This is a genomic window from Streptomyces sp. NBC_00669, from assembly GCF_036226785.1.
In the GTDB taxonomy this organism is placed as follows: domain Bacteria; phylum Actinomycetota; class Actinomycetes; order Streptomycetales; family Streptomycetaceae; genus Actinacidiphila.
In genome coordinates this window covers 5,017,777-5,033,767 of record NZ_CP109018.1, presented here as the reverse complement: position 1 = coordinate 5,033,767, position 15,991 = coordinate 5,017,777, and the positions used below count along the sequence as shown (strand labels likewise).

14 protein-coding genes and 1 pseudogene are annotated in these 15,991 nt (G+C 72.1%); 8 read left to right on the top strand and 7 right to left on the bottom strand.

The window, feature by feature from the left end; all coding sequences use genetic code 11:
- The first annotated feature begins 4 nt into the window (after positions 1 to 4).
- The 5 genes from OG896_RS21065 (at position 5) to OG896_RS21045 (ending at position 5,802) form a co-directional block, all read left to right on the top strand.
- Positions 5 to 982: an ABC transporter permease gene (locus OG896_RS21065; RefSeq protein WP_329367609.1), complete on the top strand. Its 978-nt coding sequence runs from the start codon at positions 5 to 7 to the stop codon at positions 980 to 982.
- Positions 979 to 2,799: an ABC transporter ATP-binding protein gene (locus tag OG896_RS21060; protein ID WP_329367607.1), complete on the top strand. Its 1,821-nt coding sequence runs from the start codon at positions 979 to 981 to the stop codon at positions 2,797 to 2,799. Before OG896_RS21065 ends, OG896_RS21060 begins: the two co-directional genes overlap by 4 nt.
- Positions 2,796 to 3,785 carry an alpha/beta fold hydrolase gene (locus tag OG896_RS21055; RefSeq protein ID WP_329367606.1) on the top strand — a complete coding sequence of 330 codons (990 nt, stop codon included), beginning with the start codon at positions 2,796 to 2,798 and terminating at the stop codon, positions 3,783 to 3,785. The genes OG896_RS21060 and OG896_RS21055 overlap by 4 nt, the downstream gene beginning before the upstream one ends.
- A gap of 19 nt (positions 3,786 to 3,804) precedes the next feature.
- Positions 3,805 to 4,998, top strand: coding sequence for a glycoside hydrolase family 1 protein (locus OG896_RS21050; RefSeq protein WP_329367605.1), 1,194 nt, complete (start codon positions 3,805 to 3,807; stop codon positions 4,996 to 4,998).
- A 189-nt stretch (positions 4,999 to 5,187) separates the two neighbouring features.
- On the top strand, positions 5,188 to 5,802 hold the full coding sequence (locus OG896_RS21045) for a dihydrofolate reductase family protein (RefSeq protein ID WP_329367603.1): 615 nt from the start codon (positions 5,188 to 5,190) through the stop codon (positions 5,800 to 5,802).
- A 10-nt stretch (positions 5,803 to 5,812) separates the two neighbouring features.
- Here OG896_RS21045 and OG896_RS21040 read toward each other — a convergent pair whose 3' ends face one another.
- Together OG896_RS21040 and OG896_RS21035 are read right to left on the bottom strand one after the other, a co-directional pair.
- The gene (locus OG896_RS21040) at positions 5,813 to 6,361 is read right to left on the bottom strand and encodes an EF-hand domain-containing protein (protein ID WP_329367601.1); all 549 of its coding nucleotides are present in this window, start codon (positions 6,359 to 6,361) and stop codon (positions 5,813 to 5,815) included.
- A 133-nt stretch (positions 6,362 to 6,494) separates the two neighbouring features.
- Positions 6,495 to 6,902 (bottom strand): SRPBCC family protein, encoded by a 408-nt coding sequence (locus OG896_RS21035; protein ID WP_329367599.1) that lies wholly within the window; start codon positions 6,900 to 6,902, stop codon positions 6,495 to 6,497.
- Positions 6,903 to 7,090: 188 nt separating this feature from the next.
- Here OG896_RS21035 and OG896_RS21030 point away from each other — a divergent pair, with 188 nt between their 5' ends.
- The 3 genes and pseudogenes from OG896_RS21030 (at position 7,091) to OG896_RS21020 (ending at position 10,224) form a co-directional block, all read left to right on the top strand.
- Complete coding sequence (locus tag OG896_RS21030) at positions 7,091 to 7,573, top strand: hypothetical protein (protein ID WP_402444433.1); 483 nt, start codon at positions 7,091 to 7,093, stop codon at positions 7,571 to 7,573.
- 110 nt (positions 7,574 to 7,683) lie between these two features.
- Positions 7,684 to 9,090 (top strand): annotated as a pseudogene (locus OG896_RS21025) (alkaline phosphatase family protein); the annotation flags it as partial.
- 138 nt (positions 9,091 to 9,228) lie between these two features.
- Positions 9,229 to 10,224: a YncE family protein gene (locus OG896_RS21020; RefSeq protein ID WP_329374180.1), complete on the top strand. Its 996-nt coding sequence runs from the start codon at positions 9,229 to 9,231 to the stop codon at positions 10,222 to 10,224.
- A gap of 300 nt (positions 10,225 to 10,524) precedes the next feature.
- On the opposite strand, the gene OG896_RS21015 is transcribed toward OG896_RS21020, so the two are convergent.
- From OG896_RS21015 to OG896_RS20995, 5 genes are all read right to left on the bottom strand, one after another.
- The gene (locus tag OG896_RS21015; protein ID WP_328465940.1) at positions 10,525 to 10,653 is read right to left on the bottom strand and encodes a hypothetical protein; all 129 of its coding nucleotides are present in this window, start codon (positions 10,651 to 10,653) and stop codon (positions 10,525 to 10,527) included.
- 60 nt (positions 10,654 to 10,713) lie between these two features.
- Positions 10,714 to 11,460 (bottom strand): DUF4232 domain-containing protein, encoded by a 747-nt coding sequence (locus tag OG896_RS21010; protein WP_329367596.1) that lies wholly within the window; start codon positions 11,458 to 11,460, stop codon positions 10,714 to 10,716.
- 275 nt (positions 11,461 to 11,735) lie between these two features.
- On the bottom strand, positions 11,736 to 13,022 hold the full coding sequence (locus OG896_RS21005) for a cytochrome P450 (RefSeq protein WP_329367594.1): 1,287 nt from the start codon (positions 13,020 to 13,022) through the stop codon (positions 11,736 to 11,738).
- Positions 13,023 to 13,385: 363 nt separating this feature from the next.
- On the bottom strand, positions 13,386 to 15,356 hold the full coding sequence (locus tag OG896_RS21000; protein ID WP_329367593.1) for an acyl-CoA dehydrogenase family protein: 1,971 nt from the start codon (positions 15,354 to 15,356) through the stop codon (positions 13,386 to 13,388).
- Positions 15,353 to 15,889, bottom strand: a complete 537-nt coding sequence (locus tag OG896_RS20995; RefSeq protein ID WP_329367591.1) for an EF-hand domain-containing protein — start codon at positions 15,887 to 15,889, stop codon at positions 15,353 to 15,355. Before OG896_RS20995 ends, OG896_RS21000 begins: the two co-directional genes overlap by 4 nt.
- Positions 15,890 to 15,991 lie beyond the last annotated feature (102 nt).

Below are 15,991 nucleotides of genomic sequence, written 5' to 3'. Positions count from 1 at the left end.
CGAGATGACTTCCCCTACTGCGACCCCGCCGAACCCGCCGACTCCGCCGTCCACGCCCGCCGCTTCGGCCCCGCCGGCCGCCATGGCGCCCGCGGCGCCGTCGAGTTCGGGAGTGGTGCGCGCGCTCCAGGTCTTCGGCCGCTCGTTCGGCACGGTGTGGAGCAACGGCAAGGCCCGGGTGGGCCTGGTGATCCTCGCGGTCTTCGTCCTGGTGGCGATCTTCGCGCCGCTCATCGCGCCGTACTCCCCGCACGCGAACAACTTCCCGCCCGACACCGGCGGCAGCTCCGCGCACCTGCTGGGCACCACCGGCGCCGGCGAGGACGTGCTGTCCCAACTGCTCTACGGGGCACGGGTGTCGATCGTGGTCGGCTTCGTCGCCGGCGGCCTGACCACGCTGGTCGCGGTGGCGGTCGGGCTGTCCTGGGGCTATCTGCGGGGCTGGCTCGGCGACGTGGTCAACTTCGTCGTCAACCTCTTCCTGGTGGTCCCCGGCCTGCCGTTGATGATCATCATCGCCGCCTACCTGCAGAACGGCGGGCTGAAGATGATCGTGCTGGTGGTCGTGATCACCGGCTGGGCCTGGGGAGCGCGGGTGCTGCGGGCGCAGACCCAGTCGCTGCGCAGCCGGGACTTCGTCACCGCGGCACTGTTCAGCGGCGAGAGCGCGACCCGGGTGGTGTTCCGGGAGATCCTGCCCAACATGACCTCGATGATCGCCGGCTCCTTCTTCGGCGCGGCCACCGCGGCGGTGCTGGCGGAGTCCGGGCTGTCCTTCCTCGGGCTCGGCGACCCCTTCACGGTCAGCTGGGGCTCGATGCTCTACTGGGCGCAGAACTCCAACGCCCTGCTCACCGGCCAGTGGATTCTGCTCTTCGCCCCAGGGCTGTGCGTCGCGCTGCTGGCCACCGCCATGACCCTGGTCAACTTCGGTGTCGACGGGCTGAGCAACCCGCGGCTGCGGGAAGGGAACGGACGATGAGCCTGCTCGACGTCAGGAACCTCAGCATCGTCTACGAGCCGCGCGGCGCCGAGCCGACCACCGCGGTCAAGGACGCCTCCTTCTGCCTGGAGGAGGGCGAGTTCGTCGGCCTGGTCGGCGAGTCCGGATCGGGGAAGTCCACGCTGGGCTTCGCGCTGACCCGGCTGGCCAAGCCGCCGGCGCGGATCTCCGAGGGCCGCATCCTCTTCGACGGCACGGACATCGCCGGGCTCGACACCGAGCAGGTGCGGGTGCAGCGGCGCGGCGGCTTCGCCATGGTCCTGCAGTCCGGGATGAACGCGCTCAACCCGGTGCGCACCATCGGCCACCACTTCGGCGACGTCTTCGCCGCCCACGGCCATGTGCCGCGGCCCCGGCGGCGCGGCCGGGCGGTGGAGCTGCTGGAGAAGGTCGAGCTGACCGGGTCCGTACTCGACCGCTACCCGGGCGAGCTGTCCGGCGGCATGCGGCAGCGCGTCTCGATCGCGCTCGCGCTCTCCCTCGAACCGCGGCTGATGGTCTTCGACGAGCCCACCACGGCGCTGGACGTGATGGTCCAGCACGCGGTGATGCGCACCATCCGGGAACTGCAGGAGAGCGAGGGCTTCACCGCGGTCCTGATCAGCCACGACCTGGGTGTGGTGCTGGAGTCCACGGCCCGGGTGATGGTGATGAAGGACGGGGTCATCGTGGAGGACGCCCCCTCCCGGGAGATCTTCCAGCGGCCCCGGCACCCGTACACGCAGACGCTGCTCGGCCACTACGCCGACCCGCGCGCGGAGGTCGTGGAGCTGCCGGGACTGCCGGCGGTGGAGCCGACGAAGACGACGGAGCCGGCTACGGACACGGCTACGGACGCGGACGCGGCTACGGCTACGGCTACGGCTACGGACGACGCCTCGCCGGCCGCCGCCGGAAGTCATGGCCACGCGGCCGGTCGCTCCTCCGGGCACGCGGGCGGGCACGCGGGCGGTCGTACCGGGACCCGCGCGGCCGCACAGGACGCCGTCGTCGTGGCGGACGTCAGCCGCGTCTACCCCGGGCGGCGGCGCGGGGACGCCCCGGTCACCGCCGTGGAAGGGGTCTCCTTCCGGCTGGAGCCGGGCGAGTCGATGGCCCTGGTCGGCCAGAGCGGATCGGGGAAGTCCACCCTGGCCAAGCTGATCACCGGGATGGAGCAGCCCAGCAGCGGCACCGTCTCCTTCGGCGAGCTGCGGGTGGACCGGCTGCGCCGCCGGCAGCTGCACAAGCTGCACGCCGACGTCCAGATGGTCTTCCAGGACCCGTACGCCGCTCTCAACCCGCTGCACACGGTCGAGTACACGCTCACCCGGCCGGTGGTGAACTTCACCGGGCGCAAGGGGGCGGAGGCCAGGAAGCGGGTGCTCGAACTGCTGGAGATCGTCGGGTTGACCCCGGTCGAGCAGTTCGCGGCGCGGCTGCCGCACGAGTTGTCTGGTGGACAGCGCCAACGTGTCGTCATCGCCCGCGCGTTGGCGAGCGACCCGCAGGTGCTGATCGCCGACGAGCCGGTCTCCATGCTCGACGTCTCGCTGCGGGCCGGCGTGCTGGCCCTGCTGCGCGACCTGCGCAGCGACTTCGGCGTCTCCCTGCTCTACATCACCCATGACCTGCTGTCCGCGCGGATGGTGACCGACAAGATCATGGTGCTCCACCAGGGCCGGGTGGTGGAGTCGGGGCCGACCGTCCAGGTGCTGCGCTTCCCCGAGCACGACTACACGACCCGGCTGCTGGACTCCATTCCGCAGCCCGCGCGCCGGTTCGCGGCCGCCGGACCCGACGAGGGCGCGGCATGAGCGGGCGGGGCGGCATGAGCGGGGGCACGGGCGTGGCCGGGAGCGGCGGCGCCGGCGCGGACGCGCGGGCGCGGGCCCGGACCGAGGCGGCGCAACGCGTCCGGCCGGGGCGGCGGTTCAGCGTGCTTCCGGTGCCGGCCTCCATCGAGATCCTCGAACTGGACCTTCCGGTAGGGCCGTTGACCGCCTTCCGGGCGCTCCCCCAGGGCCGGCCCGGCGAGCCCGTGCGCGGCACCGCGCTGCTGGTCCCGGGCTTCACCGGCTCCAAGGAGGACTTCGTCCCGCTACTGCCGCTGCTCGCCGAACGCGGCTTCGACGCCTGGGCGTTCAGCCAGCGCGGGCAGGGCGACTCGGCGGCGCCGGCCGGCGAGGAGCACTACACGCTGGACGCCTTCTCCGGTGACGTGCTCCATGTCGCCTCGCTCGTCGCCCAGTTGACGGGCCGGCAACGCGCCCATCTGGTGGGCCACAGCTTCGGCGGCACCGTGGCCCGGGCGGCCGCGGTCAGCGGCGGCCGGGAGGCGTTCGAGGACCTGACCATGCTCTGCTCGGGTCCGCACGGCTGGCCGGGCCGCAAGGCGGCCGAAGAGGCGAAGCTGCGCGGGGCCGGGAAGCGGATCGACCTGTGGACCCTCGACCGGCCCGAAGCGGCCAGGACCGCACGGCGCGACCCCGACCGGCTCGGCGCGGGCGAACGGTTCCTCCGCGAGCGCTCGATGCGCACCAGCGTGGACAGCCTGCTGGGCGCCATCGACATCCTCGCCGACCCGGCCGACTCCACACCCGAGTTGGCCGTCACCGCGCTGCCCGTCCTGGTCGCCCACGGTGCGCACGACGACGCCTGGCCGCAGGAGTGGCAGCGCACGATGGCCGAACGCCTCGGCGCCCGCTACGAGGTCATCGCCGGCGCCGGCCATCTTCCCAACCAGGAGAACCCGGTCGCCACCGCGGACCTGCTCTCCGACTTCTGGTCGCGCACCAGCTGACCGGTCGTCACTTTCTCACATGAACGAGGTTCTCTCCGTGCTGCACTTCCCCGACCGTTTCCTGTGGGGCGCCGCAACCGCCGCCCACCAGATCGAGGGAAACAACATCAACAACGACTGGTGGCCGCGCGAACACGCGCCCGGCACCCGTATCGCCGAACCCTCCGGTGACGCCTGCGACAGCTACCACCGCTTCCGCGAGGACATGACGCTGCTGCGTGACGCGGGCCTGGACACGTACCGGTTCTCCATCGAGTGGAGCCGGATCGAGCCCGAGGAGGGCGTGGTCTCGCGCGCCTCGATCGACCACTACCGCCGCATGGTGGACACCGCGCTGGAGCTGGGCCTCACCCCGATGGTGACGCTGATGCACTTCACCGTCCCGCGCTGGTTCGCGCAGGAGGGCATGTGGCGCAGCCCCAAGGCGGCGGACCGCTTCGCGCGGTTCACGGAGCTGGCGCTGCCGGTGCTGGGCGACGACGTCAAGTGGGTCTGCACCGTCAACGAGCCCAACATCGCCGCGATGATCGCGGGCGGCGACGACCCGGCGAACCTGGTGGCGTACGGCCTGCCGGCGCCGGACCTCCAGGTCGCGGACACCCTGCTGGAGTGCCACCGCCGCTCGCGCGAGGTGCTGTCCGGCGTGGGCGGGGTCCGCTCCGGATGGACCGTCGCCACCCAGGCGTTCCAGGCCGAGCCGGGCTGCGAGGAGGTCGCGCACGCCTACGGGTACCAGCGCGACGACTGGTACCTGGAGGCCGCGCGCGGCGACGACTGGGTCGGCGTGCAGGCATACACCCGTACGATCATCGGCCCGGAAGGACCGCGCCAGGTGCCCGAAGGCGTCGAGACCACGCTGACCGGGTGGGAGTACTACCCGCGGGCGCTGGAGCTGGGGGTGCGCAGCGCCTGGGAGAAGACCGGGGGCACGCCGGTCTTCGTGACCGAGAACGGCATCGCCACCGCCGACGACGCCCGGCGGATCGACTACACCCGCGGCGCGCTGGCCGGCCTGCACGCGGCCATCGAGGACGGCGTGCGGGTGGAGGGCTACCTGCACTGGAGCCTGCTGGACAACTACGAGTGGGCGTCCGGCTACCGGCCGACCTTCGGCCTGATCTCGGTGGACCGGGAGACCTTCGTGCGCACCCCCAAGCCGTCGCTGGCCTGGCTCGGCGGCGTCGCCCGGTCCAACGGTCTCGACCCGCGGTAGCGGTAGCGGTAGCGGTAGCGGTAGCGGTAGCGGTCGTGCGTGGGTGCGGCCGTACGCCGGTGCGGCCGTACGCCGGTGCGGCCGTACGCGATTCCGTCGTCCCGGCTCTCGGACGGCTGAGCCACCGATGAGTCCGGGCCCGCCGTGTCGTCTCCAGGGGGAGAGAGTTTCCACCGGGAGGAGCACACCTTGAGCGAGCTCGTCGTCACCGAGTTCATGACCCTCGACGGGGTCGCGCAGGCACCGGGCGGGCCCGAGGAGGACCGCGAGGGCGGTTTCGCGTTCGGCGGCTGGCAGGCGCCGCTGATCAGCCCCGAATCCGGCGGGCTCGTGTTCGAGCAGGCCAAGGGCATGGACGCGCTGCTGCTCGGCCGGCGTACCTACGACATCTTCGCGGGGTACTGGCCCACGGCCCCGGCGGAGATGGACTTCACGCGCCTGCTCAACAGCGTCCCGAAGTTCGTCGCCACCCGCACTCTCCAGGACCCGCTGGGCTGGGAGGGCGCGAGCGTCCTTCGCGGCGACCTCGCCGAGGGTGTGGCCGAGCTCAAGGAGCGCTACGGCCGCGTCCACGTGATCGGCAGCCTCGACCTGGTCCGGTCGCTGCTCGCGCAGCGGCTGGTGGACCGGCTGAACCTCTGGGTGTACCCGGTGGTGCTCGGCAGCGGCAAGCGCGTGTTCGAGGGCGGCGAGGTGCCTTCGGCGCTGCGGCTGGCCACGTCGCGGGTCTTCCCGAACGGGTCGCTCCAGCTCTCCTACACGTGGGCCGGCGAGCCGACCGTCGGCGACCTCACCACCGCCTGAACCCGGGCGATCAGTCCTGCGAGCCCGGGAACCGGCCGCAGAGCCAGTTGCCGGGCTCCGCCGGGTCGTCGCTGATCCAGAACTGGCGCCACAGCAGCGCGAACTCCTCGCGGCTGAGGTGGCCGTCGCCGTTGAGGTCGAGCCGTTCGAAGACGCCCGTCATGTCCACCGGCCGTCCGTTCCAGGTCTCGACCAGCGAGCGGTGCTCCGCCGGGGAGATGCGGCCGTCGCCGTTCGCGTCCACGGCGTCGAAGACCGTGTCGGCGGTCGCCGTCACCTCCGCGACCATGGAGGGCAACCTGTCGACGAGCTGGAGCAGTTCGCCCAGGTCGACCGATCCGTCCCCGTTGGCGTCCCCGGCTTCCAGCAGCGCCGCCCACCAGCCCATCAGCAACGTCTCCACCCGGGCCCGCAGTTCCGTGCCGGGCCCTACCTCCGGCAGCCGGCTCCAGCGCGCCACCAGCGCCCTGAAGTCCTCCTCGCGCAGGAAGCCGTCGCCGTCCGTGTCGAACGCCGCGAACATCCCCCGCAACTTGCGCTCCTGGAACGCGCTGGCCATGAGCGGTCTCCCCTCGACGCCGGAACACGACCCACCCGTGCCCGCCGTCAGCGGCGGCAGCCACCCCGCAACGGTAAGTCGCGACGCGCCCACACCTCTATAAGCACATCTATAAGTACATATGAACGAACATTCACCCCTCCACCACCCGCTTGAGCCTGGCGAGGTCAGCGCCCACCGTCTCCGCGTCACGCCGGAACTCCTCGTCACTCATCTCGGGCCGCCGGCGAAGCGTGAACACCACCTCGGACCCCGCGCCGTCGTCGATCACCCGCACCGGGTTGTAGACGACCTCACCCGACGGCAGGGTCACGTCGTGATCGAGGACACCGAACTCGTTCTCCGGTGCGAACGCCACCACCACCCGCCCCATGGGCGACGACTGCGCGACCCACTGCCCATCGACCCGGTCGACGGAATCGCCCAGCCCATGGGCCCACTCGGGCAGGTGGGCCGGGTTCGACGCGTAGGCGTACACCTCCCCGGCGGGGCGGTCGATGTGCGTGCTGACGTGCCGTGAGGCCGGGTTCGTCGGTTCCATGCCCCGAGGGTAGGCAGCCGCCGCACCCGTGGTCTTGAACGAATCGGCCACGGGGCGCCGCGCCGGCCCAGCGGGGCTTCGTTCGCCAGGACGCCATCCCGCCGTACTTGTCATGCTCACGATTCGAGCTAGCCTGAGAGCCTGCCCCGTACGCACCTCCCGCCCCTCCCCCACCACAGGAGGCACCCGTGCCCATCCGTCCTCGCCGACTCGCCGTCGCCACCGTCGCCGCAGCGGGCGTCCTTCTGGTCGCGGCCCCGTTCGCCCAGGCCAGCGGCACCAAGATGTCCCAGTCGGCAGCGGCCGCCAAGCTCTCCGCCGCGGGCATCACCTGGAGCTCCAGCGGCAACTGCACCACCCGGTCCAACTCGACGTGCACGTCCTTCGACCAGATCAACTCCGGCACGGTCGACGCCATGGTCACCCTGAAGGGAGCCAGCGGCTGCGCGATCAACATCACCGGCGGCACCGAGGTCGGCCACGCCTCGGGCACCTACAGCCACTACAACGGCTACAAGGTCGACCTGGCGCACAACTCGTGCATCGACAACTACGTGCACAACAGCTTCACCTACATCGGCTACCGCGGCGACGGCTATCCGCAGTGGCAGGCCGCGTCGGGCAACCTCTACTGCGACGAGGGCAACCACTGGGACGTCACCGTCTACTGACGCCCGCCGGACCCGCACGGAGAACGGCTCGGTCTCCAACGCGCCGTACGACGGACGACCACGTGGTGTGTCGTACGGCCGTTCACGATCCTCGGCAGTGAAGGTGTGGCATGGCTGATTTCTCGCGTAGACGACTCCTGAAGTCCGCGTTCGGTGCCGGCGGCGCGGCGGCGGCGATGACGCTGCTCCCGCCGAACCTGCAGCGCGCCATGGCGCAGTCGCCCAGGAACCCGGGGTCGCTCGACGACATCGAGCACGTCGTGATCCTCATGCTGGAGAACCGGTCGTTCGACCACTACTTCGGCACCATGCCCGGGGTCCGCGGCTTCGACGACCCGGACGCGGCGACACTGTCCACCGGGCGGTCGGTCTTCTACCAGCCGGACGCGGTCAACCCCGACGGCTACCTCCTGCCCTTCCACCTCGACACCAAGTCGACCAGCTCGCAGGCGATCCCCTCGACCAGCCACGCCTGGACGGTCCAGCACGCGGCGGTCAACGGCGGCCGGATGGACCAGTGGCTGCCCGCCCACCGGGCGGCCGACGGCCCGGCGAACGGCCCGTACACGATGGGCTACTACCAGCGCGAGGACATCCCGTTCCACTTCGCGCTCGCCGAGTCGTTCACCCTGTGCGACGCGTACTTCTGCTCGCTGCTCGGTCCGACCTGGCCCAACCGCCTGTACCACTGGAGCGGCACCATCGACCCCGACGGCCTGGCCGGCGGCCCGGTGATCAGCAACGTGATCCCCGCCCCGTTCCGCTGGACCACCTACCCGGAGCGCCTCACCGCGGCAGGGGTCTCCTGGCACGTCTACCAGCAGGAGGACGACTACGGCACCAATCCTTTGGAGTGGTTCCGGACCTACCAGGACGCCAAGCCCGGCGACCCGCTGTACGAGCACGCCATGACCATCGGCCCGGCCGACCAGTTCGCTCGGGACGCGGCGGCCGACCGCCTGCCGACCGTCTCGTGGATCATCCCGACCTCGGAGCAGAGCGAACACCCCGACTACACCCCGGCGGCCGGCGCCGACTTCCTGGCCCTCCAGCTGGACGCGATCGCGGCCAATCCCGACGTGTGGCGCAAGACCGTCTTCATCGTCAACTACGACGAGAACGACGGCCTGTTCGACCACATGATCCCGCCGTCACCGCCGGCCGGCACACCGGGCGAGTTCGTCGGCGGCGTGCCGATCGGCGCCGGCGTCCGGGTGCCCTGCCTGATCGTCTCGCCCTGGACCCAGGGCGGTTACGTGGCCGGCGAGCCCTTCGACCACACCTCGGTGCTGCGCTTCCTGGAGCGGATCACCGGCGTGCGCGAGACCAACATCAGCGACTGGCGCCGCAGCACCTTCGGCGATCTGACCTCCGCGCTCGGGCTCCCGTCCTCCCCTCCCCGGCCGTTCCCCCGGCTGCCCGGGACCAAGGACCAGTTCTGGGCCGCCGAGCAGGAAGTCGCGACGCTGCCGCCGGCCACGTTCCCCGGCGCCGACCAGACCCCGCCGCACCAGGAGCCGGCGGGCGGGAAGTCCACGGCGAACCCGGCCGCGCCGAACCCGGCCACGACGAACCCGTCCACGACGAACCCGGCCGCGCCCAAGGCCGGCTCGGCCGGGCACCCCGGCGGCCGCCCGTACGCCATCAGCCGCATCGTGGAGAACGCCACCACGCACCGCTCCGACTTCCCGCACGGCACCGCGGGCACCGACTTCCCCGGCATCCAGGAGGCCGTCCCCGGCGTCGGCCCCACCACCGGCACCTACCTCTACACCGTCGGCGTGGTCAGCTTCACCCTCGCGGTGATCGACGTGGCCGCCCACCAGCTCGTGGCCAGCGTCAGGGCCGGGGTGAGCCCCTACGGCCTGACGAAGTCGGCCGACGGCGGCAAGCTGTACCTCAGCAGTTCGGGCGAGAACGCCGTCTCGGTCTACGACACCGCCACCGGCACGATCACGGCCGGCATCCCCGTCGGCCCGTACCCGCACGGCCTGGCCACCTCCCCGGACGGCCGCAGCGTCTACGTCGCCAACACCGGTCCCGACACCGGTTTCGGCGGCTCGCGGACGCTCTCGGTGATCGACACCGCCTCCGACCAGGTCACCGCCACCTGGAAGACCGGGAACGCCCCGCACTCCCTCGCTCCCGCCACGGACGGCAGGACGCTCTACGTCTCCTGCTACGACGGCCTGTCCGTGGTGGACACCGGCAGCGGCGAGCAGCGAGCCCTGCTGACCGACCAGGCCGGCTCCAACGGCGTCGCCGTCCACCCCGACGGCACCCGGCTGTACGTCGTCAACACCTGGCACGGCACCCTCTCGGTGATCGACGCGCGCACCCACCGGGTCCGCACGCGTGTCCGTGTCGGCCGCGTGCCGTGGCAGGTCGCGGTCGGTCCCGACGGCTCGCGGGTGTACGTCACCAACTCCAAGGACGACACGGTCTCCGTGATCGACGCGGCCCGCGACCGGGTGATCGCGACCGTCGGCGTCCACCACGTCCCGACCACCGTCACGGCGACCGCCTCCACCGTCTGGGTCGCCACGAACGCCTCCTCGACGGTCGACGCGATCGACGCGAAGTCGCTCACGCTCGTGGGCAGTACGGCCCTGGGTCTGACCACCAACCCGGCCGGGATGGTCGTCGCGTAACGCGGGAGTTCCGGGGCGGTGCGGGTGACCGGCAGGCGGAGCCGTGGAGCCGGACAGGCGGTGCGGGTGACGGACAGGCGCAGCCGTGGAGCCGGACAGGCCGTGCGGGTGACGGACCAGGCGCAGCCGTGGAGCCGGACAGGCCGTGCGGGTGACGGACCAGGCGCAGCCGTGGAGCCGGACAGGCCGTGCGGGTGACGGACAGGCGCAGCCGTGGAGCCGGACGGGCGGTGCGGGTGACGGAGCACGATCGGCTCCCCGTCACCCGCACCGCCCGCCCGGCTCCCTGAGGGATACGGATCAGTTCGTACCGCGGCTGAAGACCCCTGCCTCCAGCGCCGAGGCGCCCACGTCGCCCAGGACGACCACGTGGAAGACCGCGCCGGCGACAGCGGCCACGAAACGGGAGATCTTGCGGGTGCTGCGCATGATGGGTCACCTGTCCGATCGGGTTTGCGGGACGCTGCTGCTCGGGGCTGTTCGCCGGGGTCACCAGGCCAGGGCGAGGTCCATCGTCTGCTGCCAGTAGGTGGTGGCGAGGGAGTCGTCGATGTAGACGCCCTTGGCGGGCAGCGGGGGGTGGGCGGCGGTGCCGACGCTGCCGACGCCGGAGCGGCCGGAGAAGTAGACCTCCAGGCTCTTCACCGTGCGGCCGTTCGTGCCACTGCCGTCACTCGCGGACAAGGCGACCGAGGCGTAGCCGGACTGGCCCGGCTCCAGGGTGACCACGGCCTGCGGCACGGAGTCCTTGATCACCGGCGGCACCGCCTGCGCGCCGGTGAACCGCAGCTCCGGGTAGTTGTAGAGGTAGCACGTCTTGCTGCCGGTGTTGGTGACCGTGAGCAGCATGTGGTTCACCGGACGGTTCAACGGGGCCGCCACCACCTTCGTGTCGGAGCCCTGGCACGTGACCGGCTTCCCCGAGGCGGCCGGGACCTTGGTGGGAACACCCTTCGCCGCCGGCCGGGTGGCACCGGACCCCGCCGACGGCTTGATCCCGGACGGCGCCGTGGTGGCCGGCGCGGACACGCCGTCAGCGGAACCCGCGGCCGTGGAACCCGCCGCCGAGGAAGCGCCCGCCGAAGGCGCCAGGGTCGCCGAGACGTCAGCCGTCGAAGCACCCTCGTTCCTGCTGCCCGATCCGTCGTCACTGCACGCGGTCAGGGAGAGCGCGGCGAGCACGACGGTCGCGGCGGCACCTACGAGGCCAAGACGGGGGTTGCGGATGCTGAACATGTGGGAGTTCCTCTTTCGCCGTTCGAGTGGCTGTGTTGCTTGGATGACCAGAGCTTGTGGGGTGACCTGTCCCAGCCGCCATGCCTGCCGGGCAGTTGGGGACGCTGGAACGCCAAAAGCCCATCTGACCAGCGGAAATACGGTGCCCCTGGAACGCCGGAACGGGACGCCGCGGGTTGGCGGCACGACCGCGGGGCCCCTCGCGGGGTACGGCTACGGCCGCGGCAACGGCGAAGGGGTCGACGCCCGGACCGGCGCCGCCCACCCACGCGACCTCACCGGGTGGCGGGCGGTGGGCGGCGGCGGTGGAAGCGGACGCGGGCGCCGTGGGCGGGGACGAGCGTGACGGAGAGCAGCCGCGCGGATTCCGGTGGGCCCGCGGGGGCGGGGACGGCGCGGGCGAGGACCTCCGTGAGGACAGTCTCGATCTCCAGCTGGGCCAGCGGCGCTCCGACGCAGCGACGCAGGCCGCCGCCGAACGGCGTCAGGGCATACGGCGGCGGGTCCGCGTCGAGGTGGCGTCGGGGCTGGAAGGCGTGGGGACTCGGCCACAGCCGGGGGGCGAGGTGGACCGGTGGGAAGAGCGCCGCGACGAAGGCGTGCCGCGGCACCGGGCGGCCGGCGAGTTCGGTGTCGTGGGCGGCGGTGCGGATGGCGTAGAAGACGGCGGGGCGCAGCCGGCTCGACTCCTTGACGGTCGCCTTGAGGAGCCGGTCGGAGCCCGCGTCGAGATCCGCGATGAGGGCGTCGCGTGCGGTGGGGTGGTGGGCGAGCAGGTGCAGGGTCCAGGCGATGGTGGTCGCGGTGGTCTCGTACCCGGCCAGCACCAGCCCGGTCAGCTCGTCCAGCAACTCCTCGTCGTCCAGGCCCGCGCCCTGCTCGTCCCGGGCGTCGAGCAGCAGGGACAGCACATCGTCGCGGCCGGAGCTGTCACCGCCGTCGGCGGCGCGGTCGGACCGGGCGCGGCGCCCCGCGATCTCCGCCCGCGTCAGGTCCCTTACGGTCGCGCGCAACCGGTTGAAGCGACCGCCCGGCGACAGCGGGCCGAGGTCCCGTTGCCACGGCTTCGGCAGGAAGAGCACGGCGAGGTTGTCCATGCCCACGAACGCGGTCAGCGCCTGCCGGAAGACCGCGGCCCGGCCCGGGTCGGTCAGGCCGAACACCACGCGCAGGATGACGTCGAGCGCCAGTCGCTGCGCCCACGGGCGGACGGGTACGCCGTCGCCGGTCAGCAGCGCCGGCAATCCCGCGTGCACCAACTCCCGCATCCGCTGGGCCCACCGGGTGATCCGGGTGCCGTGGAAGGGCGGCAGCAGGAGCTTGCGGTGGCGCAGGTGCCGGGGCGGCGGGGTGCAGATCAGTGAGCCCGCGCCGACCGCGGGCCGCAGCAGGGCGGCGCCGTCCCCGCCGACGAACCGTTCGTGGTCGGTCAGTACCGCCCGGTTGACCTCGGCGTCGGCCGCGCACACCAGGCCCGCGCGGTACGGGAAGGTGCGGACCGAGAAGACCGGACCCAACTCCCGGCGCAGGGCGAGTCCGTATCCCAAGGGGTCGAGGAGCATACGGCCCGTCTGCACGGCGCGAGGCGCCCTCGGCGCGGGCGGAAACCGCCGCGGGTCCCACCGCGGCTCACGGCTGAACGCGTTGCTCATGGCGCGCGAACGCTCCTCAATCAGCTCACGGGTGTACGTCGTTCGGCCCACCGGCAACGGGCATCCCCGCGGCGGCGAACGCACGGCGGTCCGCCGACCGCAATCGGCGGACCGTCGCCGGCAGCCGGCAGCCGGCAGCCGTCGGCCGGCAGACCGCGGACCGCGGACCGCGAGCGCGGGTCCCCCGGCAACGGAAGGCGCGGGCAGGCCCGGCCCCGCATCCACCCGGCGCACGCCTGGTTCACGTCCGGTTCGCCCGGGCTCCCGCTTGCCTCAGCCCACGACCACCGCCTGCCACGGCCCTGCCGGGTCGTCGTACGCGGCGGCGTAGCCCTCCGTCGCGATCGGCGCCTGCAGGATTCCGTCCGGGACCGCGAACGCCTCCACGAGCGCGAGCGCGTGCGGTGCCAGGTCGGCGCTGATCCGGTCGACGGCGGGGCGCAGTTCGCGGACGGCTTCGGCGGTGAGGTGGCCGTCCGCGAGGAGCGTGCCGGCGTGCGGGGCGAGGCGCTGGAGCGCGAACAGCCGGAAGAGCTGGTCGAGCACCCCGCGCGTGGTGGCGTCGCCGACCCGGCCGACCGCGGCCAGGTACGCCTCGGCGGCGCGTCGGGTGGCATACGCGTCGACGAGTTCCAGCGCCGGGTTCACCGTGTGGTTCCAGCGGTCCAACGGGTCGGCGCTGGGCAGGCCGAGCCGGCTACGGGCGTGCTGGAGGCACTGCGACTCGTGCCGTACGAGCAGGTCGAGGAGGTGATGGGAGTCGGTCGGCGGGCCGGCGGACGCGGCGCGGTCGGACGGCGGCGGACGGTAGCCGCGCCCGGTGAGCATGTCCGCGGCGGCCTTGGTCCAGATGACGAGGTTGTCCCCTTCGGCGGTGATGGTGCTCTCGATCGGCGCGAACAGGTCGACGACACGGTTGGCCGACAGCAGGCCCTGGGCACCGCAGCGTTCCCGGCACTCGGTCACGATGTCCCTGGACTGCCAGGTGATCCAGCCCTTCGCCGCCGCGACGAGGACCTCCGCATCGGCGGCCTCGGCGACATCGACGACCGCGGCCTCGACCCTGGTGCCGCGCCCGGCCGCCCCGGACCCGGCCACCACGCGGTCGTCCCCGCGTCCGCAGGCGTGAACGGCCTCGCGCAGCAGGAACGTCGCCGCATACGCACGCGCCACCGCCCCGAGCAGCCTGGTCTGGTGGCAGCGGTAGGCGAAGACGGGAACGCCGGTCCTGCTGGCGGGCGCGAACGTGTGCCGGCGATGCCCGTACCGCACGGCGACCGTGAGCGCTGCCCGGGCGCCGCCCAGTGCCGCCGCGCTCAGGCAGAGCTTGCCGGTGGTCACGCGCTGGATGGACCGCAGGAACCGGCGCCGCCGGCTGCCGACCGCACTGTGGAAGCTCCCGTCGGCGGTCAACTCGGCGTGGTCACCGGCCAGCAGCGCCGTCCGGGGCACGACCACCCGGTCGAACGACGTGATGGCGTGGTCGACGGCCGATCCCGGTATCTCCGAGAGCGGGCGCACCCGGATGCCGGGAAGCGGCCCCCGCTCGTCGCGCAGTGGCACGAGGAAGAGGAACACGCCGCAGTCCTGGCCGCGGACGATCAACCTGGCCGCCACCAGACCGCTCTTGCGTCCGCCCGCGGAGCCCGTGTTGGGCATGAACTTCTGCGCGCCCGCGGTGGGGGTGTGCAGGACGAAGTCGTCCGTCTCCGGCCGGTGGGTCGCGGTCGTCTCCAACTCGGCGGCGTTGTTGCCGTAGCCGAGTTCGGTGATGAGAACGGTGCCGTACTCCCGGAGGCGGGTGAACGGCGTCGGGTCGATCACGTGCTCGCGGTCGAGACGCAGGAGGCTGCCCAGGAAGAGGTTGTAGTGGACGGTCGCCAGGGTGGTCAGGGTGCCGTCGACCATTCCCAGCCATTCGTGCAGCGCGACCAATCGGTCCGTCGCCGTGACGAGTTCCTCGACCGAATCGACTTCGTCGTTGACGGCCCGTAGCCGTGTATATGCGAGTTCGGCGCGCTCCGGAATCGACAAGCCGTCCTGGTAACGGAATAAGCGCCGGGAGAGAACCTCCGTCCATTGCCGGTGCAGGTCGTCGAAACGCCCGTCGAAGAGCACCTCGGTCAGCAACTCCGCGCGCACCGCGCCTCCGGGGTCGGTGGCGCCGTCGGCCGTACGCTCCGAGGTGCCGCCGCCGGTGCGCCCCTCGGGCAGCCACGCGGCCGCCGTGCGGGCGGGGTTCACAGGGGGCCGAAGAGCTGATGACTCGCGCTGTTGGCCGGGTCCTCGTCGCAGTAGTACTGGGTGGCCGCGGTCATCAACCGCGCCAGCGTCAGCGTGCCGTCGGCTCCGCCGGCCAGACGCTCGAAGGTCGCGCCCGCGTCGCCCTCGGGGACGCCGATGGCCGCCACGACCGCCGCGAACTCGTCCCTGCTGACCAGCCCGTCGCCGTCGCGGTCGGCGAAGTGGAAGCCGGCTTCGTAGAGCGGGCCTATCAGCGTGTCGAAGTTGTCGCTCACGTGTCGCACGGCCTGGCGGAACTCGGACTTGTCGATCCGGCCGTCCCCGTCGGTGTCGGCCGTCGCGCGCAGCGCATGCCAGTAGTTCAGCATCTCGTCGGCATACCTCTGGCCCTTCGCCGCGGTGCGCTCCTCACCGAACGAGGCCCGCACGCGGTCGGCCATCAACACGAAGTCGTCCTCCGCGATCACGCCGTCGCCATTGACGTCCAACAGCGAGAAAAGCCGTTCGTACTTCTGGTCCAGCAGGGCCCCCATAACGCTCCTCAACCCCTTCAGTTCGGATATTCCGCCACACCATGAATTTTCCCCGTGCATAGGCGGGAGCAACCCCACTCGATCGAGTGAATCGGCGCCTCC